Origin of the sequence: Serratia oryzae (genome assembly GCF_001976145.1) — a bacterium.
In the GTDB taxonomy this organism is placed as follows: domain Bacteria; phylum Pseudomonadota; class Gammaproteobacteria; order Enterobacterales; family Enterobacteriaceae; genus Chania; species Chania oryzae.
This window is the reverse complement of record NZ_MOXD01000007.1, coordinates 80,589-104,908: the sequence shown is the minus strand read 5'-3', so window position 1 is coordinate 104,908 and position 24,320 is coordinate 80,589. Positions and strand designations below refer to the sequence as shown.

The 24,320-nt window shown below is 54.4% G+C and carries 26 protein-coding genes; 2 read left to right on the top strand and 24 right to left on the bottom strand.

The window, feature by feature from the left end; all coding sequences use genetic code 11:
* The first annotated feature begins 210 nt into the window (after window positions 1-210).
* A complete protein-coding gene (locus tag BMI79_RS14080; RefSeq protein WP_076942768.1) occupies window positions 211-1,293 on the top strand; it encodes a LacI family DNA-binding transcriptional regulator in 1,083 nt (360 codons plus the stop codon).
* An 11-nt stretch (window positions 1,294-1,304) separates the two neighbouring features.
* Here the strand turns inward: BMI79_RS14080 and BMI79_RS14075 are convergent, their stop codons facing one another.
* The 22 genes from BMI79_RS14075 to trmJ form a co-directional block, all read right to left on the bottom strand.
* Entirely contained in the window at window positions 1,305-1,526 is a 222-nt protein-coding gene (locus BMI79_RS14075) for a zinc ribbon domain-containing protein (RefSeq protein WP_076942767.1), read from the bottom strand.
* A gap of 16 nt (window positions 1,527-1,542) precedes the next feature.
* Entirely contained in the window at window positions 1,543-2,499 is a 957-nt protein-coding gene (locus BMI79_RS14070) for an AEC family transporter (RefSeq protein ID WP_076942766.1), read from the bottom strand.
* A 108-nt stretch (window positions 2,500-2,607) separates the two neighbouring features.
* Window positions 2,608-4,098 carry a ribosome biogenesis GTPase Der gene (der, locus tag BMI79_RS14065; RefSeq protein ID WP_076942765.1) on the bottom strand — a complete coding sequence of 497 codons (1,491 nt, stop codon included), beginning with the start codon at window positions 4,096-4,098 and terminating at the stop codon, window positions 2,608-2,610.
* 213 nt (window positions 4,099-4,311) lie between these two features.
* Window positions 4,312-5,493 carry an outer membrane protein assembly factor BamB gene (bamB, locus tag BMI79_RS14060; protein WP_076942764.1) on the bottom strand — a complete coding sequence of 394 codons (1,182 nt, stop codon included), beginning with the start codon at window positions 5,491-5,493 and terminating at the stop codon, window positions 4,312-4,314.
* A gap of 10 nt (window positions 5,494-5,503) precedes the next feature.
* Complete coding sequence (locus BMI79_RS14055; RefSeq protein WP_076942763.1) at window positions 5,504-6,124, bottom strand: YfgM family protein; 621 nt, start codon at window positions 6,122-6,124, stop codon at window positions 5,504-5,506.
* A 13-nt stretch (window positions 6,125-6,137) separates the two neighbouring features.
* Entirely contained in the window at window positions 6,138-7,412 is a 1,275-nt protein-coding gene (hisS, locus tag BMI79_RS14050; protein ID WP_076942762.1) for a histidine--tRNA ligase, read from the bottom strand.
* A 142-nt stretch (window positions 7,413-7,554) separates the two neighbouring features.
* The gene (ispG, locus tag BMI79_RS14045; RefSeq protein WP_076942761.1) at window positions 7,555-8,676 is read right to left on the bottom strand and encodes a flavodoxin-dependent (E)-4-hydroxy-3-methylbut-2-enyl-diphosphate synthase; all 1,122 of its coding nucleotides are present in this window, start codon (window positions 8,674-8,676) and stop codon (window positions 7,555-7,557) included.
* A 47-nt stretch (window positions 8,677-8,723) separates the two neighbouring features.
* On the bottom strand, window positions 8,724-9,719 hold the full coding sequence (rodZ, locus tag BMI79_RS14040) for a cytoskeleton protein RodZ (RefSeq protein ID WP_076942760.1): 996 nt from the start codon (window positions 9,717-9,719) through the stop codon (window positions 8,724-8,726).
* On the bottom strand, window positions 9,709-10,452 hold the full coding sequence (pilW, locus tag BMI79_RS14035) for a type IV pilus biogenesis/stability protein PilW (RefSeq protein WP_076942759.1): 744 nt from the start codon (window positions 10,450-10,452) through the stop codon (window positions 9,709-9,711). Before pilW ends, rodZ begins: the two co-directional genes overlap by 11 nt.
* A gap of 97 nt (window positions 10,453-10,549) precedes the next feature.
* Window positions 10,550-11,746, bottom strand: a complete 1,197-nt coding sequence (gene rlmN, locus BMI79_RS14030; RefSeq protein WP_076942758.1) for a dual-specificity RNA methyltransferase RlmN — start codon at window positions 11,744-11,746, stop codon at window positions 10,550-10,552.
* Window positions 11,747-11,975: 229 nt separating this feature from the next.
* Window positions 11,976-12,401, bottom strand: a complete 426-nt coding sequence (ndk, locus tag BMI79_RS14025) for a nucleoside-diphosphate kinase (RefSeq protein WP_076942757.1) — start codon at window positions 12,399-12,401, stop codon at window positions 11,976-11,978.
* A gap of 192 nt (window positions 12,402-12,593) precedes the next feature.
* The gene (gene sseB, locus BMI79_RS14020; RefSeq protein ID WP_076942756.1) at window positions 12,594-13,430 is read right to left on the bottom strand and encodes an enhanced serine sensitivity protein SseB; all 837 of its coding nucleotides are present in this window, start codon (window positions 13,428-13,430) and stop codon (window positions 12,594-12,596) included.
* Between the two features lie 71 nt (window positions 13,431-13,501).
* A complete protein-coding gene (gene pepB, locus BMI79_RS14015; protein WP_076942755.1) occupies window positions 13,502-14,797 on the bottom strand; it encodes an aminopeptidase PepB in 1,296 nt (431 codons plus the stop codon).
* 85 nt (window positions 14,798-14,882) lie between these two features.
* Window positions 14,883-15,083, bottom strand: a complete 201-nt coding sequence (gene iscX / locus BMI79_RS14010) for a Fe-S cluster assembly protein IscX (protein ID WP_006327336.1) — start codon at window positions 15,081-15,083, stop codon at window positions 14,883-14,885.
* Between the two features lie 161 nt (window positions 15,084-15,244).
* Window positions 15,245-15,580, bottom strand: coding sequence for an ISC system 2Fe-2S type ferredoxin (gene fdx / locus BMI79_RS14005; RefSeq protein WP_076942754.1), 336 nt, complete (start codon window positions 15,578-15,580; stop codon window positions 15,245-15,247).
* Window positions 15,581-15,582: 2 nt separating this feature from the next.
* Window positions 15,583-17,433, bottom strand: a complete 1,851-nt coding sequence (gene hscA / locus BMI79_RS14000) for a Fe-S protein assembly chaperone HscA (protein ID WP_076942753.1) — start codon at window positions 17,431-17,433, stop codon at window positions 15,583-15,585.
* A 28-nt stretch (window positions 17,434-17,461) separates the two neighbouring features.
* Window positions 17,462-17,983, bottom strand: a complete 522-nt coding sequence (hscB, locus tag BMI79_RS13995; protein WP_076942752.1) for a co-chaperone HscB — start codon at window positions 17,981-17,983, stop codon at window positions 17,462-17,464.
* A 66-nt stretch (window positions 17,984-18,049) separates the two neighbouring features.
* On the bottom strand, window positions 18,050-18,373 hold the full coding sequence (gene iscA / locus BMI79_RS13990) for an iron-sulfur cluster assembly protein IscA (RefSeq protein ID WP_024913153.1): 324 nt from the start codon (window positions 18,371-18,373) through the stop codon (window positions 18,050-18,052).
* Window positions 18,374-18,460: 87 nt separating this feature from the next.
* Window positions 18,461-18,847, bottom strand: a complete 387-nt coding sequence (gene iscU, locus BMI79_RS13985; protein ID WP_004952090.1) for a Fe-S cluster assembly scaffold IscU — start codon at window positions 18,845-18,847, stop codon at window positions 18,461-18,463.
* 24 nt (window positions 18,848-18,871) lie between these two features.
* Window positions 18,872-20,086, bottom strand: coding sequence for a cysteine desulfurase (gene iscS / locus BMI79_RS13980; protein WP_076942751.1), 1,215 nt, complete (start codon window positions 20,084-20,086; stop codon window positions 18,872-18,874).
* A gap of 55 nt (window positions 20,087-20,141) precedes the next feature.
* Entirely contained in the window at window positions 20,142-20,636 is a 495-nt protein-coding gene (iscR, locus tag BMI79_RS13975; RefSeq protein WP_076942750.1) for a Fe-S cluster assembly transcriptional regulator IscR, read from the bottom strand.
* Window positions 20,637-20,822: 186 nt separating this feature from the next.
* Entirely contained in the window at window positions 20,823-21,557 is a 735-nt protein-coding gene (trmJ, locus tag BMI79_RS13970) for a tRNA (cytosine(32)/uridine(32)-2'-O)-methyltransferase TrmJ (protein ID WP_076942749.1), read from the bottom strand.
* Between the two features lie 117 nt (window positions 21,558-21,674).
* On the opposite strand from trmJ, the gene suhB reads away from it, so the two are divergent.
* Window positions 21,675-22,478 (top strand): inositol-1-monophosphatase, encoded by an 804-nt coding sequence (suhB, locus tag BMI79_RS13965; protein WP_076942748.1) that lies wholly within the window; start codon window positions 21,675-21,677, stop codon window positions 22,476-22,478.
* Window positions 22,479-22,542: 64 nt separating this feature from the next.
* Here the strand turns inward: suhB and BMI79_RS13960 are convergent, their stop codons facing one another.
* Together BMI79_RS13960 and BMI79_RS13955 are read right to left on the bottom strand one after the other, a co-directional pair.
* The gene (locus BMI79_RS13960; protein ID WP_076942747.1) at window positions 22,543-23,562 is read right to left on the bottom strand and encodes a nickel/cobalt transporter; all 1,020 of its coding nucleotides are present in this window, start codon (window positions 23,560-23,562) and stop codon (window positions 22,543-22,545) included.
* Complete coding sequence (locus BMI79_RS13955; RefSeq protein ID WP_076942746.1) at window positions 23,553-24,221, bottom strand: DUF1007 family protein; 669 nt, start codon at window positions 24,219-24,221, stop codon at window positions 23,553-23,555. Before BMI79_RS13955 ends, BMI79_RS13960 begins: the two co-directional genes overlap by 10 nt.
* Window positions 24,222-24,320: the final 99 nt, after the last annotated feature.

Below are 24,320 nucleotides of genomic sequence, written 5' to 3'. Positions count from 1 at the left end.
GTAATCCAGCCCAGCGAATTGGCCTGATAAATCGATAAAATTGGTGTACCAGAGCAGACTAACCAGTGAAACGAGGGAGCGAAATGGCGTTTTTTGCAAAAATTTTCATGATAAAGTTAAAATATCACTACTATGGCAGTTGGAAGCCGTTCATAAGCCAAAAAATGCTGTGAAAATATTCTCATAAACGAATTTGAAGGAGATCACAGAATGAACGGAAAGCTAAAAATACAGGAAATCGCCCGCCAAACCGGCCTTTCTATCAGTACTGTTTCCCGCGTGCTGGCTGGAAAAGCCAACACCAGCAAAGCAGCACGGCAACGGGTGCTGGAATGCGCGCAACAGAACGGGATCTTACAGGGGCTTTCCAGCGGCAGGCTGATGCTGAACAATGTGATGATATTTGCCCCCCAGCGCGCCTTCGATGTGCGTACCGATATCTTCTACTACAAGGTCATTCAGGGGATCACAGCAGCACTGGCGCAGCATGAAGTGCGGATCCGCTATTGCGGGCTGGAAGAAATTCACAGTGACAGCGCGCTGTTTATGGAAAAAATGAGCGATCCGCAAACCGAAGCGGCGCTGATCATCGGTATTGATGACGAGCATATCCATACGCTGGCGGCCGATCTCAACAAACCCTGCGTGCTGATTAACTGCACGGATCGCCAGATGCGGCTTGACAGCGTTTCCCCCGATCATCAGTTGATTGGTGAGCACTCAGCCAACTATCTGTTCGAACAAGGCCACAGCCGCATCCTGAATCTGCAATGCCTGCGCCGTAATACCATGGAGCTGCGTTTGGCGGGCATCCGGCAGGCGTATATTCGGCATAATATTCCCTTCGACGATGGCCAACACCTGATCACCACCTCAGGTTTTGGCAGCCAAGAGGCAGAGCAAGCACTCACCACCTTTATCAGCAGCATTGACGATCGGGCACGCTTGCCAAGCGCCATCCTGCTCGGCGGCGACTATATGGCCGTTGGCGCAGTGAACGCCCTTAAAAAACTGCAGCTCAGCGTACCGGGGGATATTTCGGTGATGAGCACCGACGGCTTTAATCTGGCGGAAATCCATGATGTGCCACTCACCTCGGTGCACGTACCGCGCGATGAGTTAGGTATAGAAGCTATTGGGCTGTTGCAGCGCCGTATGCTGCGGCCGGACGCACCACCGTGCAATATGCTGCTGTGCGGGCGCCTGGTGGCGCGGGCTTCGGTTAAACGCCTCAGCCCCAACAAGGTGACACCGGCGGTCAGTACCCACGATCACCGTCTGTATGATGTGTAAGCCGCCTGTGTTTAAAGCGGCTGATAACTGAATCTGACGCGCTTTTTAGAGATCAGCCCATGGCCGTTTTGGCACAGGTAATCCACTGCGCCGCAGGCTTTCAACTCTTGCAATGGTTGCCCGCAGTCGGGGCACGCGGCAAGCTGCCGATAATCACCGTTACAGCTATCACAGTGATAGTGACCATTCACCCAGTTCATAGGCTGGGTACAGCGAGGGCAGAGTGCTTCCATCTTTCTTTCCTTCAGGTTAAATCACACCCCACGAGCGCAGGAGATAAATCCCCAGCACGGTGGTAAAAAATGAGCCTACGGTGGTGATGGCAATGATATTAGCCGCCAGCGTGGCATTCCCCCCCATTGCGCGGGTCATGACATAGCTGCCCGATGCCGTCGGCGTTGCCGAGAACAGGAAGATAATCCCCAGCGCCGCACCGTGAAAGCCAAATAACCATCCGCCGAATGTCATCAGCGTCGGCACCAAAAATAGCTTGGCGGATGACGCCAGCGCAGCGACGTTGGACGAACGGAACATGGCCCGTAAATCGAGGCTGGCACCGGTACACAGTAACGCCAATGGCAATGAAAGCCCGGAAATATAGCTGCCGGTTTGCTTAAACACCTGCGGAATACCCAGCCCGGTTTGCGCATAGGCCAAGCCGCTCAGCAAGCCAATAATCAGTGGATTGGTAGCGATACTGCGCAACAGCGACAACCGCTTGATCTGCTTGCCCTGCCCACCTTGCAGGCTGCGCGTCAGGGTAATCACCGACAGCACATTAAACAGGAGCACCGTCACGGTCAGGTATAACGAGGCGATGGCCACACCCTCATCGCCGTAGGCGGTCATGGCGTAGGCCAAACCGACGATCGCGGTATTGGCACGAAAGCCCCCCTGCACAAACACGCCGCGCTCACGGGGGTCTTTCACCAGCCACTTCGCAGCCACTTCCAGCAGCAGGAAAGTGGCAAGAGTGCCCAAGGCACCGTAAATCACCAGCGGAAAGTTATCGCGCAACTGCGGATGATTAGTGGCAATGCTGAAAAACAGCAGGCAGGGCAGAGCCAGGTTGAACACCAGCTTGCTGGCACCGTCGATAAAACGATCGTCCATCAACCGCGTGTGGCGCAGCACGATCCCCAACAGCATCATCAGCAAATTCGGGACGGTGACGTTAAATGCAAAACTCCAGGTTTCCCAGGACATGACGTTCCTTCGCGGCTGCCGGTAAGAAGGTGGTAATGCGCAGATAATAAAACGCTTTCGGGCAGATAAAAATAGGGCGCGGTATCATTTACCACGCCCTTATTACTGTTATTTTGACTTTTTCAGGTGGCTCATCAAGCGCTTACGCTTACGCATCTGGTTCGGAGTCAGGGTGTTACGCTTGCCCGCAAACGGGTTATCCCCTTCTTTAAACTGAATGCGGATCGGCGTACCCATCACGTTCAATGAACGGCGGAAATAGTTCATCAGGTAACGCTTGTACGAATCCGACAGATCGGCCACCTGGTTGCCATGGATCACCACGATTGGCGGGTTATACCCACCGGCGTGGGCATATTTCAGCTTCACGCGGCGGCCACGCACCAACGGTGGCTGATGGTCGTCGGCAGCCATCTGCATGATTTTGGTGAGCATCGAGGTATTCACGCGACGCGTCGAACATTCGTAAGCTTCCAATACGGATTCAAACAGGTTGCCAACGCCGCTGCCGTGCAGCGCAGAGATAAAGTGCACACGAGCGAAATCGACAAAGCCCAAGCGCAGATCGAGCATCTCTTTCACGTGCTCGCGATCTTCCTCGCTCATGCCATCCCACTTGTTGACCGCAATCACCAGTGAGCGCCCACTATTGAGGATAAAGCCCAACAGCGAGAGATCCTGATCGGAAATCCCTTCGCGGGCGTCGATCACCAGCAGCACCACGTTAGCGTCTTCAATCGCTTGCAGCGTTTTGATTACCGAGAATTTCTCTACGGTTTCAGTCACTTTGCCACGCTTACGCACCCCGGCGGTATCGATCAGCACATATTCGCGCCCATCACGCACCATCGGGATATAGATGCTGTCACGGGTAGTGCCCGGCATGTCATACACTACCACTCGCTCCTCGCCGAGGATGCGGTTAGTCAGTGTGGACTTACCTACGTTAGGGCGGCCAACGATCGCCAGTTTAATTGGCAAGTCCTGCGGGTTGAAGTCTTCTTCCAGCTCTTCATCTTCGCCCTCTTCCGCCATTTCGCCGTCTTGCTCAGCCCAATAAGCGGCGTTAGCCTCTTCTTCGCTCAGCTCAACTTCTTCTGGCTTTTCGGGCAGAAACGGCACCAGTACGTGTTCAATCAACTGTGCCACACCACGCCCATGGGAGGCTGCAATAGCATAGACTTCACCCAGCCCCAACGAATAGAAATCGGCGGTAGCGGTGTCTGGATCCATACCGTCGGTTTTGTTGGCGACCAGGAAAGTGGCCTTCTGACGGCTGCGCAGATGCTGGGCAATGCCCTGATCGGCAGGCATCAACCCGGCGCGGGCATCCACCATAAACAGCACAATGTCCGCTTCTTCAATCGCCAGCAGCGATTGGCCCGCCATGCGGGTTTCTACGCCGTCTTCCGTGCCGTCAATACCCCCGGTATCGACAATGATAAATTCGTTACCCTCAACTTCAGCACGACCATATTTACGGTCTCGCGTTAGCCCGGGGAAATCCGCCACCAGCGCATCGCGCGTATGTGTTAAACGGTTAAACAAGGTGGATTTACCCACATTCGGGCGCCCGACCAGCGCGACGACAGGTATCATGGTTGAAGCCTCATTACTTAATAATCAATGCGTAACCACGCAGCGCCACACACAGCGACAGCGTCGTTTTAAAAATACGAAACGGCCCCTGAACATCAGGAGCCGTTATCCCCTTTATCTTTCAAGCGGCGGCGCTGCTGGCTGTACCACTCCGTGACCGCCTGACCGCAACTTGAAATCTATTGGGTATATAAACCGGTACGACAGCCAGCGTTAGCGGGTGAAAGCGTAAACTTTACCGCCACGCGCCTGGATCAGCAGCTTGTCACCAGCCACCACCGGTGCAGACAGGAAGCCGGAGCTATCCACTTTCTGCTGGGCCACAAAACGGCCATCCGTGGTGTTGATCCAGTGCAAGTAGCCTTCGGCGTCCCCAACCACCAGATAGCCGTTATACAGCGCTGGTGCGGTCAGATTACGGTGCAGCAGATCGCTCTGCGTCCACAGGCTGGCACCACCGTCAGTGTTCATTGCCACGACACGATCGTTCTGATCGGCCAGATAAATACGACCCGCGTCAACGATGAAATCGTTCACCGACCCCATCTCGCGTTTCCATATGATCTGGCCAGAACGCAGATCCAATGCCGTCAGGTTACCATTGTAACCCAGTGCATACACCACGTTATCAACAATCACCGGGGTGGTATCCACATCGTTCAGGCGATCGATTTCGGTCGCGCCGCTTGGCTGGGAAATACGCTGTTGCCAAATCAACTGGCCCTGCTGCATCAGCACGGCGCTGACGCGGCCATTATCACCGCCGACAATCGCGGCACCAAAGGCAACGGCAGGTGCAGATTCGCCACGCAGCGACAGAGAAGGAATATCCAGGTTGACGGTCCACTTGATAGCACCATCAGATTCATTCAATGCCTGCAACTGGCCGTTAGTGGTATGGATCAGCACCATGCCATCGGCAACGACCGGGCGGGAAATCGCTTCACCCGCCACGTTAGTCTGCCACGTGACTTTACCATCTGCGGTATTCAGCGCATAAACCACCGCTTTCTCACTGCCAACGTATACGTTGGCGCCGGAAACCGTCAGGCCGCCAGAGAGTAACGCCGGTTGATTGCTGGAAAAGAAATGGGTTTTCTCTGAGAGATCCACCGTCCACTTCTCTTTACCATCTAACAGATCCATCGCTTTTACGATGCCACGGCGATCGGCCGCATACACGGTGCCATCCTGGTAAGCCGGACGCAGGTGAGAATAGTAGCCACCAATACCGTCACCCACCGAGGTGCTCCACACCGTATTTGGCGTGAACTGATTTTCAACCTTTGGCAGCGGCGACATGGTAACCACGTCTTCTTCACTGCTAAACAGCGAACAACCACTCAGCAAGGTAACGGAAACCAGCCCGACCAAGAGTGTTTTACGCAATTGCATGGGAATCCCCTTAGCTGGACAAGTTATTCAATTTCATGCGCATCAATCCTGCAAGCGCCTGGGAAGCATTGGACTCGATGCCTTTGCCGTAAGCTTCACGGGCACCTTGGATGTCGCCTTTCGCCAACAGTACGTCACCGCGCACGTCTTGCATCATTGCCGCCCAGCCCTCACCCTTCACGCCCTCTAGCGTTTTCAGCGCTTCATCCAGCTTTTTCTCCTGCAACTGAACGCGTGCCAGGCGCAGGTTGGTCACCGCCAGCAGGCTTTCGTCTTTGGCATGGCTCTGCGCCAGCACCAACTGCTGTTCTGCCTTGGCGAAATCGTTTTGCTCAACAAAATACTTCGCCAACTGCAGTGCCGCCAACACGCCGTAATTATTGCTGTTGGCCTGGATAAATTTCTCTGCCGCCACCACATCATCGGCTTTAGCATCGATAAGCTGTTCGCTGACCTGCTGGTAAGCATCCGAAGCCGCCATCATGCTGGCATTTTGGTGGCTCTGCCAATAGCGCCACCCCAACAGGGCACCAATACCGAGCACAACGCCCACGGCCAATGCTTTACCATTTTCGCTAAAGAACCGGCGCACGGCATCAAGTTGTTCGTTTTCAGTGGTATAAACTTCCACGGTGTCCTTCTCCTTAACCTAACATCAAAGCCAGACGCGTTGCGACTTCGCTTTGCGCCAGCGTTTCTTGTTCACCACTGCGCAGGTCTTTGACCACCACCTGCTGTGCCGCCACTTCATCTTCACCCAAAATCAGGGCAATGCGAGCACCCCATTTGTCTGCACGGGTGATCTGCTTCTTAAAGTTGCCGCCGCCATAGTTGGTCATCAATTTAATCTGCGGTGCTGCATCACGCACGCTTTCTGCCAGTTGCATCGCCGCACTCTGTGTGCCTGCACCGGAAGAGATCACATACACATCAATGGTAGCCGGCGCTTTGAAGTCTGGATTCACGGCCTGAACTAGCAACACTAAACGCTCTAACCCCATGGCAAAGCCCACGGCAGGCGTTGCCCGCCCGCCCAATTGCTCAACCAGGCCATCATAACGGCCACCGGCACACACGGTACCCTGTGCACCAAGGCTGGTAGTCACCCACTCAAATACCGTGCGGTTGTAATAGTCCAGACCACGAACCAGACGTTCGTTGATGGTATATGGGATACCTGCCTGCGCCAAAAGTTCACACAAGCCATTGAAATGCGACCTGGACTCTTCATCCAGATACTCAGAAAGGCGCGGCGCATCATTCAGCAGGGCCTGCACATCAGGATTTTTGGAATCCAGTACGCGCAGCGGGTTGCTGTACATCCGGCGCTTGCAGTCTTCGTCCAGTTTGTCCTGATGTTGTTCCAGGAAGGTAACCAGTGCATCGCGGTAATTGGCACGCGCAGCCAACGAACCGATCGAGTTCAGCTCCAGCTTGACGTGCTCGGCAATACCCAACGCCTTCCACCAGCGGGCGCTCAGCAGGATCAGTTCAGCATCAACGTCCGGGCCTTGCAGGCCAAAGACTTCGGCCCCTAACTGGTGGAACTGACGATAACGGCCTTTTTGCGGGCGCTCGTAGCGGAACATCGGGCCGATGTACCACAGACGCTGCTCCTGATTGTACAGCAGACCATGTTCGATACCGGCGCGCACGCAGCCAGCCGTTCCTTCCGGGCGCAACGTCAGGCTTTCGCCGTTGCGATCCTCAAAGGTGTACATCTCTTTTTCTACAACATCGGTCACTTCACCAATGGCGCGTTTAAATAACGGGGTCTGCTCTACAATCGGCAACCGGATTTCGCTATAACCGTAGCTGCTCAGCACCTGCTTAAGAGTGCCTTCAATTCGCTGCCATAATGCCGTGTCTTCCGGCAGGTAATCGTTCATGCCGCGAATGGCTTGAATGTTTTTTGCCACGTGAGTTCTCTGTCCGTTTTATATAAAAATGAAACCGATTATAGGGACTTTGCCATCCGCAGTTCAACGTGGATGCGCTTTTAAGCCCCTCGGGCTCATCAACAGGCGGGCTTAAATGCCCGCCGTATTGATTATTGCATGCTTATTTTTCCAGCAGATTGATCGCAATGCGGTTGGATTGATCCAGCATTGCCGCTTTGGCACGGATCTTCGCTTCGAGCTGGTCGATCATCTGCTCGTTGTCAAAACGCTCTTTCTGGCGCACACCGTCTTCGTAGAAGCCACTCTTTTTGTGCCCACCGGTCACGCCTAAGGTCGACACCAGCGCTTCACCTGGCCCGTTCACCACGCAGCCGATAATGGAAACATCCATCGGCGTGATGATATCTTCCAGGCGCTGTTCCAAGGCATTGACGGTGCCAATCACGTCAAACTCCTGACGCGAACAGGTCGGGCAGGCGATAAAGTTGATGCCACGCGCGCGGATGCGCAGCGACTTCAGAATATCAAAACCGACCTTCACTTCTTCGACCGGATCGGCAGCCAGTGAGATACGTAAAGTATCACCGATGCCTTCCGCCAACAGCATACCCAGGCCAATCGCCGACTTCACGGAGCCACTGCGTGCGCCACCGGCTTCGGTAATCCCCAGATGCAACGGCTGGTCGATCCTTGCCGCCAGCAAACGATAGGATTGCACCGCCAGGAAGACGTCAGACGCCTTTACGCTTACCTTAAACTGGTCAAAGTTAAGACGATCGAGAATATCGACGTGGCGCATGGCCGATTCCAGCAAGGCTTCCGGCGTTGGTTCACCGTATTTTTCCTGGATGTCTTTTTCCAGAGAACCGCCGTTCACACCGATACGGATGGGAATATTTTTATCACGTGCACAATCAACCACCGAACGAATGCGTGATTCATTACCAATGTTGCCGGGGTTGATACGCAGGCAATCGACGCCGTATTCGGCAACCTGCAACGCGATGCGGTAATCGAAATGAATGTCGGCCACCAGCGGCACATTAACCTGCTGTTTGATCAGCCGGAATGCTTCAGCGGCGTCCATGGTAGGAACAGAAACGCGCACGATATCGACACCCACGCGCTCCAACGCTTTGATTTGATTCACCGTTGCTGCAACATCGGTGGTACGCGTGTTGGTCATCGACTGCACGGCAATCGGTGCACCATCGCCAATAGGCACCTTGCCGACGTAAATACGTGTTGATTTGCGACGGTTAATGGGTGCTTGGTTATGCATCACTTACTCTCCATTGTTGCTCTGACGTAACGACAATGGCCGCGCAATTACTGCGCGGCAACGGTCAGACGAGCAACACGGTTCGACTTAACAAACCGGCTTAAATCAACCGGATTACCTTGATATTGAATCTGTACTGCGGCCGGTGCGCCGATGGTCAGTTTATAGGGCGCGGTTCCTGCCAGGTTCAGCCGGGTTCCGCCTTTCTGGATACCGCTGAACAAGGTTTTGCCCGTGGCATCCGTCACCTGCAACCAGCAGTCGGCAGAGAAATCCATCACCAACCCATTAGCATCTTCAACCGGTGCGGCAACGGCAGCGTTACCGGTCGGCAACTGCGCCTGCGCAACAGGGGCTGCCGGTGTAGCTTCTGGGATCGACGCCTGGCTTGGTGCGACAACAATCTGTGGAGCCGTTTGCGCCACGCTAGCGGCCGGAGCCTGTTGTGGGGCTGGGGCAACCGCTGCATTGTTTGTTACCGGAGCGGCGCTATTTTCTGGCGCAGCACCAGTATCCATCGCAGAGGCAGGAGCATCACCGTCATTCAAGGGGGGTGACTCACCATCATTACTTTGCTGGGAAAGCTGAGCCGATGACTGATCGGCCATCGTCGCAATCTCTTCCTGCTGCACCTTGTGGTTTTGCCACCACCAGGCACCGGTCAGGCCGACGACCACAAACACAATCAGCCAGGTAAAGCTCATCAACCAGCCATCACGTTTCTTACGGCGCTTGCCCAGTGAGAAGCTCTGCATCTGAGCCACTTTAGCCACTTTGGCCGGTGCCTGTTTTGCCATCATCGGCAACAGTTCATCTTCTGGTATATGTACCAGTTTGGCGTAGGAGCGGATATAACCACGCACGAAGGTCGAAGCAAGATCGGCAGAAAGCGTGTCACTTTCAATCTCGCGCACGGTAGACATTTTGAGACACAGGCGCTCTGCAACGGCCTGTTGACTCAGCCCGAGCTGTTCACGGGCCTGACGAAGGCGCTCGCCTGTCGTCATAGATACGGTTTTATCTTGGGAGTCTTCAGTATTCATTAGCTAAGAACTGCTGGTACTGTTTGGATTGTGGAAAACTTCGCGCTAACTGCTTGCCATAGCGTTGAACGCTATCCTGACGGCCGGCTAACGCGGCGAAACGAATCTGTAACCATAAGCTGTCAGCACTGGCTGGCAGAACATGTTGATAACTATCCAATAAAAGTTGCGACTGTGCGCGTTTCCCTTCTCCAAATTGCTTTTCTGCCTCCACTAACAGTGGAGCACCCTTGTCCGGATCGATCTTCAGCGCCCGCGATAATAACTTGCGCGCTTCATCGTTTTGCCCGGCTTTGAGGAAACAGTAACCTGCATTTTCCAGACTGTCGGCAACCTGGCCGTAATCTGGCGCCATTGCCGCAGCGCTAAACTGTTGTTGGGCCGGTACATACTGCCCTAAACTACAGAGAAACGCACCGTAATTATTCATAACGGTGCCATTGGCTGGTGCAAGTTTGAGCGCTTGCTGATAACGCTGCTCAGCGGCGGCGTTATCGCCAATCCGCTGAAGGTAAAGTGCCATGCCCAATTGGGTACGATAATCCTGTGGGGCCGCGTCTGCGGCTTTTTCCAGATTCTGCTTCGCCGCCTGCATATCGCCTTGATTCAGATACTCCAGCCCCAGTTGCAAACGCGTCTGGCCCGCCGCGGGTTCGCCTTTCTCCGGCGCCGATGTTGAGCACCCTGCCAGCAAACCGGCTGCCAATAACACACCCCACAGTCTCAGCTTCATGCTTGCACTCATTCCTTATCTGATGTTACCCGATCGCCTGAAGGATTGCTGCTCACATAACAGGCTGTTAGATAACAAAAAAATCATGCTATAGGATTCAGACCGCCCGTACGTTGATAGGTTCCCCAGCCATTCTCTTTTTCAGGGTACGCTTAGTACGGTCGATCACCTCACCCGCTAACTGCCCACAGGCCGCATCAATATCGTCGCCACGGGTTTTACGAACAATAGTCGTAAAGCCGTATTCCATCAACACTTTGGAGAAACGGTCTACGCGGCTGTTGGAACTGCGGCCATAAGGGGCACCTGGGAACGGGTTCCACGGGATCAGGTTGATCTTGCATGGCGTCTCTTTCAGCAGCTCCGCCAGTTGGTGCGCATCGTCAGTGCTGTCGTTGATGTGATCCAACATCACGTACTCAACGGTGACGCGCCCCTGATTGGCATTGGATTTCTCCAGGTAGCGGCGCACCGCGGCCAGGAAGGTTTCGATATTGTATTTGCGGTTGATCGGCACGATCTCATCACGGATCTTGTCGTTCGGCGCATGCAGCGAGATCGCCAGCGCCACGTCGATCATATCGCCGAGCTTATCCAACGCCGGCACCACGCCAGAAGTCGAGAGGGTAACACGGCGTTTTGACAAGCCGAAGCCAAAGTCATCCAGCATGATTTCCATCGCCGGAACCACGTTGTTCAGGTTGAGCAAGGGCTCCCCCATTCCCATCATCACCACATTGGTGATCGGGCGTTGGCCGGTGACTTTCGTGGCACCAATGATTTTGGCCGCACGCCATACTTGGCCAATGATTTCCGACACGCGCAGATTGCGGTTGAAGCCCTGCTGCGCGGTCGAACAGAATTTGCACTCCAGCGCACAGCCCACCTGCGAAGACACGCACAGCGTGGCGCGATCGCCGTCTGGGATATACACGGTCTCAACCTGCTGATCGCCGACTCTGATGGCCCACTTGATGGTGCCATCGGCTGAACGCTGTTCTTCCGCCACTTCAGGCGCGCGGATTTCGGCGACGCTCTGCAGCTTGTTGCGCAGCACTTTGTTGATATCGGTCATCTGCTCGAAATCGTCACAGCAGTAGTGGTACATCCACTTCATTACCTGATCGGCCCGGAACGGTTTTTCCCCCATATTGGCGAAAAACTCACGCATTTGCTGACGGTTCAAATCCAGCAGGTTAATTTTGGCTGCAACAGGTTGTGCCGTGTTAACAGCAGGATCGGTCAGTGAATTATTTTCAGACAAGGTGTGCTCGGACGCGATGGGTTCTAACATAATGATCTCTTGGCCTCGTTGTTACACGTTATGGCTCGAAAGAATGGAAAGTAAGTGTGTCATTCAGGCCCACAGAGAGGGCGCTAAAAACACGCCCCAGATAAGAGGGCTTACCTGGGGCGCGGCATTGTACAAATTTTATTAACGAGTTTCCACGCTTGAACGGCTTTCACGGCATTTTTATTGTATCTACCGGTAAACAGGCTGCTCTAGCAGGAAAAAACCGCCATTAACGTGGGCAGATTTCGCTTTCGTTGAAGAAGTAGGCGATTTCGCGTTGTGCAGATTCTACAGAGTCAGAACCGTGAACCGCGTTAGCGGTAAAGCTGTCTGCGTAGTCAGCACGCAGAGTACCCGCCAGCGCGTTGTCTGGGTTGGTGGCACCCATCAGATCGCGGTTACGCTGTACGGCGTTTTCTGCTTCCAGCACCTGAACCACGATCGGGCCAGAGGTCATGAACTCAACCAGACCGTCGAAGAAAGGACGGCCTTTGTGCTCAGCGTAGAAGCCTTCGGCTTGTTCACGAGTCAGGCGCAGCATTTTGCAGGCAATGATGCTGAAACCCGCGCGCTCGAAACGAGCATAGATTGCGCCGATGTCATTGTTAGCTACTGAGTTTGGTTTAATGATGGAAAAAGTACGTTGTACAGTCATGGTGGCCTCTATGTGTTCTAAAACAGGCCGGGCAAAAGTTGAGATGCCGGCCTTCTCAAGTGGCGCAGATTATATGTGTGCCGTTAACGCTTGCCTACGGGAAAATCAACATTTCATTAAAAAAATTATCCCAATTCCCTATATTCCGCGGCACCACTTATTTTTCCTCACCGGCCACACTGTTTCGAACGTTTATTGGGTTTTGTCGGTGGACGGAATAATGTTGCGTAACCAACTGCCCCAGCGGCGCTGATAGAACGGCTGTGTGTGGGTGATCAGATAATGACTGACGCCTCGTTCTTTGTCTGATACTAGGCAAAAATCGACCGGATCGTCATTCGGCGCGGTGGCGCTGGCGACGCTGCCCGCTTCGTTGATCAAGGCTTCAATCTCGGCCGGTTCACCATCCACTTCCAGGCCGACCAACAGATTGGGTTTTTCATCCAGCGCCCGATCGTGCATCAGCGCCAGAAACGCACGGCGTACCGGTTTACGCTGGCTGAACAGCGTGGTCAACGCATCTACCATCGCCGAAGGATAGGTTTCAGGCTGGCCCAGCAGGATTTGGCTGTCTTTATCGACATAGTGTTCCGCCGGTTTCACCACTCCACCGGTAGCCAACAACATGGCGATCTCATCTGGGAAAAATTCTTTGCCATATTCCGCTTTCGGGTTGAGGAACAATTCCGCCCCTTGGGTGATCTCAAACAGCACCCGCGCTGGCATAGCAATAAAGGGTTGCTCATCCTCCACCGCTTTTTGCAGCGTTTCCAGCGAAGAGAAGAATGGAATAACGCTGCTGCCATCCTGCTTTTCCCAGTGTTGAATATTCACCGGCGTCTCAGCATTCAGCGTGATTTCACCTTCCTGATGCACCTGCTCACTGTCGCCCAGAATGTAAACCGTCGAATCCAACAGTTCACGGAAAAATGCTGGGCGATGTGCCGGTTGCGATACCGCCAGTTTCAGAAGGCGCTCAAGTTGATTTTCGCCTGGAACGGCATCGTCATCATGGTGGTGAGAACTCATTACTTACTCCAATGTATTAAGGGTTCAGCATGCTGAACCCTTAGGGAAAACGTGATTTAAGAAGCGCGCAATTAGTTGGCTTTATTCAGCAGCAGATTAGCCAGCGTGCGCACGCCTAAGCCGGTAGCACCTGCCGACCACTGCTCAACGGCACCTTTGCGGTAGGTGGCAGAACAGTCGATATGCAACCAACCTTTCTGGTAGTTCTGCACAAAGTGCGACAGGAAGGCCGCTGCGGTACTGGCCCCCGCGCTATGAGCCGCACCGGCCACGTTGTTCAGTTCAGCAAAGTTCGACGGCAGCTGGCTACGATGGAATTCCGCCAGCGGCAGGCGCCAGAACGGCTCGTGCTCATCGCTGGCACTGGCCAGCAGCTCTTGCGCCAATTCGTCATCAAAACTGAACAGAGCATGGTAGTCGTTACCCAGTGCCGTTTTTGCCGCGCCGGTCAAAGTAGCACAATCGATAATCAGCTCAGGGTGTTGCGCACTGGCGTCGATCAGGCCATCGGCCAAAACCAGGCGCCCTTCGGCATCGGTGTTCATCACTTCGACGGTTTTGCCGTTACGGTAGCGGATGATATCACCCAGCTTGAACGCGTTACCGCTGACCAGATTATCCGCACAGCACAGGAACAGTTTTACGCGCTGTTGCAAGCCACGCGCCACCGCCAATGCCAGCGCACCGGTAATAGTCGCTGCACCGCCCATATCGGATTTCATCGAATCCATAAAGGCGCTTTGTTTCAGGCTATAACCACCGGAGTCAAAGGTAATCCCTTTGCCTACCAGGCAGGCAAACACCGGAGCATCAGGATTGCCGGTCGGGTTGAAATCCAGCGCCAGCAGCACCGGTGAACGATCGGAACCGCGGCCAACGGTGTAGATACCGGCATAATTCTGCTCGCGGAGATCTTCGCCTTTGGTAATACGGTAGCTGACTGCAGCACCGCCAACGTCGCACATCAGATCGACTGCGCGGGTCGCCAACTGCTCTGGCCCCAGCTCTTCCGCAGGAAGATTAATGGTGTCACGCACCCAGTCGATAATCTTCAGTCGCTGTTCCAGTTCGTTACGATCCGCTGCAGGCAATTCAGCCCATTCGACGCTGCGCTGGCCCTTTGGCCCACGGAACCCTTGCCAGAATGCCCAGCTTTGCTCCAGGCCCCAGCCCTCACCGGCCAGTTTCACATGCTTGATGCCCTGACCGTCAATCTTGCGCGCAGCACGCTGGATCGCGCCCAACTTACCATTACCGATCAGATGGATAGTCATGCCGTCGTTATTGGTACTCAGCAGCGCCTTTTCACCCCAACGCGCATCGGCGGCATCATGGGACAGCGTGATCTGCATGGTTTCTGTTGTCATAGCCTTACTCCAGTCCGGATTATTCTTTTATTAATCGTATTGGATACAATATAAACGGGCCGCCAATGGCAGCCCGTTATGCTATTTACTCCGCTTCATCTAACCAGACCAGCAGGATCGCTTCCAGTATTTTCTCGTTGGAAGCCTGTGGATCATCGTCGAATTCTTCCAGATCGCAGATCCACTGGTGCATATCGGTAAAACGCACGGTTTTCGGATCGGTATCCGGATATTGATCGTAAAGAGCTTCGCCGATTTCACGGCTGTCGGTCCACTTTAGTCCCATTATAATAACCTCCTCAGAGAAAGTGCTTCAGTAGGCGTAGCGAGCGAAAGCAGTTTTGCCATGGACAGCGCGGAGGAACCGGAGCGTACACATAGTACGTGAGGATTCCGAGCACTGCCCTAGGCTAAAATGCTGAGCGCAGTAGCCTAATGAGGTACTTTCTAGTGCTCACGCGCGTGGTTGACGGTATAGCGCGGCATTTCAACCACCAGATCTTCATCGGTGACGCGCGCCTGGCAGCTCAGGCGGCTTTCTGGCTCCAGCCCCCAGGCTTTGTCCAGCATGTCATCTTCCAGCTCACTGCTTTCTGCCAGCGAATCAAAACCTTCACGCACGATGCAGTGGCAGGTAGTACAGGCGCAGGATTTCTCGCAGGCGTGTTCGATTTCAATCCCGTTACGCAGCGCAACGTCGAGAATGGTTTCCCCTTTCTCCGCTTCCAATACTGCTCCCTCCGGGCATAAATCCTGATGGGGCAGGAAAACAATTTTTGGCATGGTTAAACCTCATCCACAGAATGGCCAGCCAGCGCACGGCGAATGGAAGCATCCATGCGGCGCGCGGCAAAATCTTGAGTTGTTGCATCGACTATTTTTATGGCGGCTTCGATCGCGGCAGGATAGCTGCCCTGCATCGCCTGCTGCAAATCTGCCACCGCAGCGTCGATCGCCTGGCGTTCTTCATCACTCAGCAGAGCAGCATCGCTCGCCAATGCCCCTTGCAGGCTTTCTAACACGCGTGAAGCATCCACCCGCTGTTCCGCCAGCATGCGCGCGCCGATATCGCCTTGCGCATTCGCCATAGAGTCTTTGATCATGTCGGCAATTTCGGCATCAGAAAGCCCATAAGAAGGCTTCACTTGGATAGAAGCTTCAACGCCGGTGGATTTTTCCATCGCCGTGACGCTGAGCAGGCCATCGGCATCCACCTGGAAGGTGACGCGAATATGCGCCCCGCCGGCAGGCAACGGCGGCAAACCGCGCAGTGTGAAACGTGCCAGAGAACGGCAGTCCGGCACCAGCTCACGTTCCCCTTGCAGAACGTGGATCATCATCGCGCTTTGGCCGTCTTTAAAGGTGGTGAATTCTTGCGCACGTGCCACAGGAATGGTGGTGTTACGTGGGATCACTTTCTCCACCAGGCCACCCATGGTTTCCAGGCCCAGCGACAGCGGGATCACGTCCAGCAGCAACATCTCGCTGTCCGGCTTGTTACCCACCAGAATATCCGCCTGGATCGCGGCCCCCACCGCCACCACTTTATCGGGATCGATTGAGGTCAGCGGTGTGCGGCCAAAAAACTCGCCCACTTGCTCACGCACCAACGGCACGCGAGTAGAACCCCCGACCATCACCACTTCCAGCACCTCATCGGCGCTGACGCCAGCATCTTTCAGCGCACGGCGACAAGCCACCAAGGTACGTTTTACCAATGGGGCGATCAGGGATTCAAATTGCTCACGGGTCACTTCGCCTTGCCAGCCAGCCACCTCTACACGGGCGCTTGGCGCATCGCTCAGGGCGATTTTGGCGGCGATTGCCGCATCCAGCAGTTGGCGCTGCACGCTGTGATCGTGGCGTGAGGCTATGCCCGCTTGCTCACGCAACCAGTCGGCCAGCAGATGATCGAAATCATCACCGCCCAGCGCTGAATCACCGCCGGTTGCCAGCACTTCAAACACGCCACGGCTGAGGCGCAGAATAGAGATATCGAAAGTGCCACCGCCCAGATCGTAAACAGCAATCACCCCTTCCTGAGCGGAGTCTAATCCGTAAGCGATCGCCGCGGCGGTAGGTTCATTCAACAGGCGCAGCACGTGCAAACCCGCCAGACGCGCGGCGTCTTTAGTGCCCTGGCGCTGTGCATCGTCGAAATAAGCCGGAACGGTGATCACTACGCCATCAAGTTCGCCAGCTAACGCCGCGCTTGCCCGTGCAGCCAAGGCCTTGAGGATATCGGCAGACACCCCGACCGGGTTCATCAGGCCAGCGGCGGTCACGATCATCGGCAGGCCGTTGTCGCTGGCCTGAAACTGATAGGGTAAGCTCGGATAACGCTGCTGTACGTCGGCCAGAGAGCGGCCCATCATGCGTTTGATCGAGCTAATGGTGTTCGCCGGATCCTGTGCCGCCTGCGCGCGCGCGGCCCAGCCTACCTGATGTGCTTCCGCCTGGTAATGCACGACAGAAGGCAGCAGATCGCGCCCTTGCTCATCAGCCAGCGTTTCCGCCTGCCCGCTGCGCACGGTCGCCACCAGCGAGTTGGTAGTGCCTAAATCGATCCCGGCGGCCAAACGGCGCTGATGTGGAGCGGCGCTGAGACCCGGTTCACTAATTTGTAATAAGGCCATGTTAGGGAGCTTCCACAATCAAAATGTATTACTCAAAACCCAGCAATTTTTCTTCGAGTTGTTCAACCTGCTGCTGAAGTTTGTCCAAAAAACGTAATTTACGCACGCTATCAGCGGCTTGCGGCCACTGCTCGTTATCCAGTTCCTGCACCATCTGCGTACTGCGCCGCTTAAATGCCTCGCTCAGGCGTGCGGCGAAAGCCGTGAGCGCGCTTTCCGCATCGGGCTGGCGTTCAATCGCATCCAGCTCTTCACGCAGTTCCAACTGCTCCATCAGAAACGCAGTATCGCGCATCGTGTGCTGCTCATTGCGCAAATCAAAGCCGTGCAAAGATAACATATACTCCGCGCGTTTTAACGGGTGCTTCAGCGAGTGGTAGGCTTCATTGATGGTTGCCGCCTGCTGCAACGCCATCAGGCGTTCACGTTCAGGCTGGAGGGCATTGCGATCGGGATGAAATTGGCGCTGCAAGTCCTGGTAGCGCGAGGTCAGCAAGCTACCGTCCACGCTATAGCGAACCGGTAGCCCAAATAAAGTAAAGTAATCCATAGCGTGCTCTGGGCGTTATCGTGATGGTTAAGGTTCCCCCGCCCTGCGGGGGAGCACGATGGAGTGTCAGACGTTGAAACTTTCGCCGCAGCCACACTCGCTTGAGACGTTCGGGTTGTTGAACTTGAAACCTTCGTTCAGGCCTTCCTTGACGAAATCAAGTTCAGTGCCGTCAAGGTAGACCAGGCTCTTGCCGTCAATGATCACCTTGACACCTTTGTCTTCAAAAACGATGTCGTCATCGTTCGTTTCATCAACAAATTCGAGCACATACGCCATCCCGGAACAGCCAGAAGTCCGCACTCCCAAGCGCAAGCCAAGACCTTTGCCACGGTGATTCAAAAACGCCTGAACACGCTGTGCAGCGCTGTCGCTCATAGTAATCGACATAACAACCTCACACTCAATATACCCTCTGGCATTCACTCACGCCGCCGTTAACGGCGGCTGGAAATCGATCGGGTATCACTCAAAAAATTACTTGGCGCTGTGTTTGCTTTTGTAGTCGGCAATGGCTGCTTTGATGGCGTCTTCGGCCAGGATCGAGCAGTGAATTTTAACCGGCGGCAACTCCAGCTCTTCGGCGATCTGGGTATTCTTGATCGCTTCAGCCTGATCAAGCGACTTGCCTTTCATCCATTCGGTCACCAACGAGCTGGAGGCGATAGCAGAACCGCAGCCGTAAGTTTTGAAACGGGCATCTTCGATAATGCCTTCGTTGTTGACCTTGATCTGCAGCTTCATCACGTCGCCGCAGGCCGGAGCCCCTACCATGCCGCTACCGACGGTAGGATCTTCGTTGTCAAAGGATCCCACGTTACGTGGGTTTTCGTAGTGATCGATTACTTTTTCGCTGTAAGCCATGACGTTGCTCCTGAATCCTGAGAATTAATGATGTGCCCATTCGATGCTGTTGATATCCACGCCCTGCTTGAACATTTCCCACAGCGGGGAGAGATCGCGCAGACGGCCGATGGATTTACGCACCAGCGAAATGGTGTAGTCGATCTCTTCTTCCGTGGTGAAACGCCCCAGAGAGAAACGGATCGAGCTGTGCGCTAACTCATCACTCATACCCAGCGCACGCAGCACATAGGAAGGTTCAAGGCTGGCAGAAGTACAGGCAGAACCTGAAGAAACCGCCAGATCTTTCAGCGCCATGATCAGCGACTCACCTTCAACATAGTTGAAGCTGACGTTGAGAATGTTCGGAGCCCCCTGCTCCAAATCGCCGTTCAGATACACTTCTTCCATATCTTTCACGCCGTTCCACAGACGATCGCGCAAGATACGCAGACGCGCCATCTCACTCGCCATTTCTTCTTTGGCAATGCGATAGGCTTCGCCCATGCCGACGATCTGGTGAACTGGCAAGGTGCCGGAACGCATACCGCGTTCATGACCGCCGCCGTGGATCTGGGCTTCGATACGGATACGCGGCTTACGACGCACGTAAAGCGCACCGATACCTTTCGGGCCATAGATCTTGTGACCAGAGAAAGACATCAGGTCAACTTTCAGTTTACTCAGATCGATCGGTAGTTTACCCACGCTCTGGGTGGCATCCACATGGTAGATGATACCGCGCGCACGGCACATTTCGCCGATGGCTTCGATATCCTGCACCACGCCGATTTCGTTGTTCACATGCATGATGGAAACCAGAATGGTGTCTTCACGCATCGCTGCTTCGAGTTCTTTGAGGTCGATAATCCCATTGCTCTGAGGCGCCAGGTAGGTGACTTCAAAACCTTCGCGCTCAAGCTGGCGGCAGGTGTCGAGCACGGCTTTATGTTCGGTTTTGCTGGTGATGACGTGCTTGCCTTTCTTCTGATAGAAATTGGCTGCGCCTTTGATCGCCAGGTTGTTGGATTCGGTAGCCCCAGAAGTGAACACGATTTCACGTGGGTCAGCGCCAACCAGCTCAGCGATCTGGTTGCGGGCGATATCTACCGCTTCTTCCGCCTGCCACCCGAAACGGTGGGAGCGGGAGGCTGGGTTGCCGAAAGTACCGTCCAGGGTCAAAAACTGCATCATCTTCTCAGCAACACGCGGATCGACCGGAGTGGTTGCAGAGTAGTCCAGATAAATCGGTAATTTCATTGCTCTTGTGCTCCGTACATCACTTCCAAAAACGAATAAATTTATCGCTAGCTGCTTATGCGCGCAGATTAACGTTGATCGTTTCTTGCAGTCGACCATTGGTCATGCGGCGCGTACCGTTGTTTTGACGATCTGCCACATCCAACACTTCCTGGTTATTGACCAGTTCAGCCAGCGTAATGTTATTCAGAAACCCGCTGATGCGCTCGCTCAGATCGCGCCACAGGGTATGGGTCAGACAACGATCGCCGCCTTGGCAGCCTTCTTTGCCCTGGCAACGGGTGGCGTCTACCGACTCATCAACGGCCGTGATCACCGCGCCTACCGCGATCTCACCCGCGTTTCTGCCCAGCAGATAACCACCGCCCGGCCCGCGTACGCTGGCCACCAGGCCATTCTTACGCAGACGGGAAAATAATTGTTCCAGATAAGAGAGCGAGATACCCTGGCGTTCAGAAATATCCGCCAATGGTACTGGCCCTTCCTGGGAATGCAATGCTACGTCGAGCATGGCGGTTACGGCATAACGGCCTTTGGATGTCAGTCTCATAGCTAAATGGTTACCTATTGGTCAAACATGGCCGAAAGTTTGACATTCCTGAGTAATACAGTCAACTATTTAACCTAGTAATTTACTCAAGTATTAGTTCATTTTGTGCTTTGCTGAATCTAATGCATATAAAATACATCTTATAACCATCAGATAAATAATGCTATTGCTCAAGTGGCATGGCCATTAATTACCTTGATGTTTATCCTGTTTTTCGATCGACGTCAGCATCCCACGCAAAATATTCAGCTCTTGCGCTTCTGGGCGTGCCCGGGTAAATAAACGCCGCAAACGGCTCATCACCTGCCCCGGATGTGCAGCACGGATAAAGCCGGTATGCAGCAGCGTCTGCTCCAGGTGCTGATAAAAACGCTCGAGATCGTCCACCAGCGGATAAGGTGTCTCTTCCTGCGGCGGAACGCCCTGCTGCTGGCGCGCAAGATAAGCAACGCGCACTTCATATGCCAGGATCTGCACCGCCATCGCCAGATTCAACGAGCTGTAATCCGGGTTGGCTGGAATGGCCACATGATAATGGCATTTCTGCAATTCATCATTGGTTAAGCCGACACGCTCACGGCCAAACACCAGGGCAACCGGCCCCTGCTCCCCTTCCTGTATGGCACGCTCACCGCATTCACGAGGTTCCAGCATCGGCCAAGGCAAGGTACGCGAACGCGCACTGGTGCCCACGACCAGGCTGCAACCGGCAATCGCTTCATCAAAAGTATCAACGAGGGTGGCATTACCAATAACATCGCTGGCACCCGCCGCCAGCGCGATCGCCTGTGAGTCCGGCTTCACCAACGGATTAACCAGATAAAGATTGGCTAACCCCATGGTTTTCATCGCACGGGCAGTCGAGCCCATGTTACCAGTATGGGAGGTTTCAACCAGGATAATGCGGATATTGTGCAGCATACAAACTCTGAGCGTAGCGGAAAATCGTAGCATTCTAACACAGCCGTAGGCATTTTGCCGAACACCTGCTATACTTCGCGCCGTTTCTTGTTCTTTAACATCCTGTGGAAGATACCCATGCATCCGATGCTGACTATCGCCGTGCGCGCTGCGCGCAAGGCCGGTAACCTGATTGTCAAAAATTACGAAACCCCAGACGCTGTAGAAGCGACACAAAAAGGGTCCAACGATTTCGTCACTAACGTCGATCGCGATGCAGAGCATCTGATCATCGACATCATCCGTAAATCTTACCCACAGCACACCATCATTGGTGAAGAGTGCGGTGAATTAACCGGCGTTGATCAGGACGTACAATGGGTAATCGATCCACTGGATGGCACCGCCAACTTCATCAAACGTTTCCCCCATTTCTCAGTATCTATCGCCGTGCGCATCAAAGGCCGCACCGAAGTTGCAGTAGTCTACGATCCAATGCGTAATGAACTGTTCACCGCCACCCGTGGCCAGGGCGCACAGCTCAACGGTTACCGTCTGCGCGGCACCAATGCCAAAGATCTGGATGGCACCATCCTTGCCACTGGCTTCCCGTTCAAAGTTAAACAGCATGCACCTGCGTACATCAATGTGCTGGGTAAACTGTTCATCCAGTGTGCCGACTTCCGCCGCACCGGTTCTGCAGCGCTGGATCTGGCTTACGTGGCCGCTGGCCGCGTTGACGGCTTCTTTGAGATCGGCCTGAAGCCTTGGGATTTCGCCGCTGGTGAACTGCTGGTTCGCGAGTCTGGCGGCCTGGTGACCGATTTCGTCGGTGGCCACAACCACCTGAGCTCAGGCAACGTGGTTGCCGGTAACCCGCGTGTAGTGAAGGCATTGCTGTCTGCCATGCGTGAAGAGTTGAGCGAAGCGCTGAAGCGCTAAGATCGCGGGTTCAACTGACCGAACGATCGGGAAAACGCTGCACACGCAGCGTTTTTTATGCCTGCTAACGGGCGAAAGGACGGATGCCGCCTCCCAATTCCGGCTGCGCGCTAACGTAGAGCAACACTCCGGCGAATAACAGGATAAGCCCGCCAGCCAACGCCAACGCTCCCCAGGCCAGCGCGCTCCAAGCCGTTGGCGCACGTTGGCGGCTGATACGCATCGCCAGTTTGCGGCTGTAATGCACAAACAACGCCAGTGCAGAAATGGTCAACGATGTGCCAAGCGCCATCGCCAGCGCCGAAAGAATGCCCCAGGTAAATACGCCAATCACCTTAGAAAACAGCAACACCAGAATTGCGCCGGAACATGGCCGCATGCCCATCGCCAGCACGATCGCCGTTCGGGTGCGCCAATCATTACCCGCCTGCAGTTCAGCATCACTGGGTAAATGCCGATGCCCGCAACCACAGTGAGCACTGTGAACATGATCGGCTGGCAGCGGTTGCAAACTGCTAATACGCATCGTCGGCGCTGGCCGCATGGCTTTCACTGCCTGATATAAACGTTTCAGTGCCCGCCAGCTCAGCAATCCCCCCAGCAACATCACCAGAATAAAACTGCCTTTCTCCAGCCAGAAACTGCTTTGATGCAGTTGACGCGATGAGAGCTGCAACACCACCAGTAGCAACGTAACCAAAGCAATCGCTACCACCCCTTGCAGCAGAGAGGCGGCAAACGTCAGCTGCAAGCTGCTTTTCAGCCGCGTCGGATGGGTTGCCAGATAAGTGGCGATCACCACCTTGCCGTGGCCCGGCCCGAGCGCATGCAGCACACCGTAACTCAAGCTGAACAGCATCAATGCCAGCCCGGCCTGCTGCGGCGCTGCTTTAACCTGTTGCAACAAGGCGGCCATTTGCTGATGCAGCTCTTTTTGCCACACCACGCTTTGCGTCAACAGTTGGGGCCAATACTGCCACGCCAGTTGCGCACCTGCCGCCAAAGCGATAAACAGCAACCACAGTGGCCACAGGCTGAACAGCCAATGGCGTTTTTTAGCAGGCGGAATGAGGTTTACTGACATTGCAACGTCACCCGCTGCGCAAACTGCTGCCCCAGCGCCAGATCTTCAGGAGGGGCATCGTTTTTATCGAGAGATAAGGCATAAGCCTGCAATGATGAATCCGGCTTTGGCGTAACCAGGCTGAATTTGCACCGCTGCGCCATGTCTGGCGGCAAGTGCAACGCTTGCTTATCCTGATAGGCCATATCGACAAAATAGGTGGGATCGTAGGTGGAAATCTCAAACGGCTTACCGGCCAACGCCTGCGGTTCGGCCAGCGGCAACACAAACTCCAACACGGCTTTATGCCCCTGACGGGCAAGATGGTATTCCGTCGGCAAATTCAGATACTTCACCGGTTTACCGTCGCGATAAATATCGGTGAAATAGTGCTGCCCCAGCACGTTGGCCATCACCTCTGCCGCCAGCTTCTTCCAGATTTCCGAGTCGCTTTTGGCATTTTCTGCGTCATACAGCAGATCTGCCGAGGTGATTTCATCCATAACCCAAACCATTTTCAAACCGATCAGTTTCTGATCTTTCGCCACAAAGGTGGTGTTCATATCGATAAAACTGTGTGGGTGGGCCAACACACCCACGCTGCACAAGCTTAACAGACCGGCCAACAGGCCACGTAGTTTCATCATCAAATCATACTCATTCTTGTTATAAAGTAACATAAACCACGCTTCAACGAGCCGTAAAGCACGGCAGAACTGTGACGAAAGTGGTAAGCCGAGATAAAACCAGGGGCAACAACCGCGCCGCCACGATGCCTT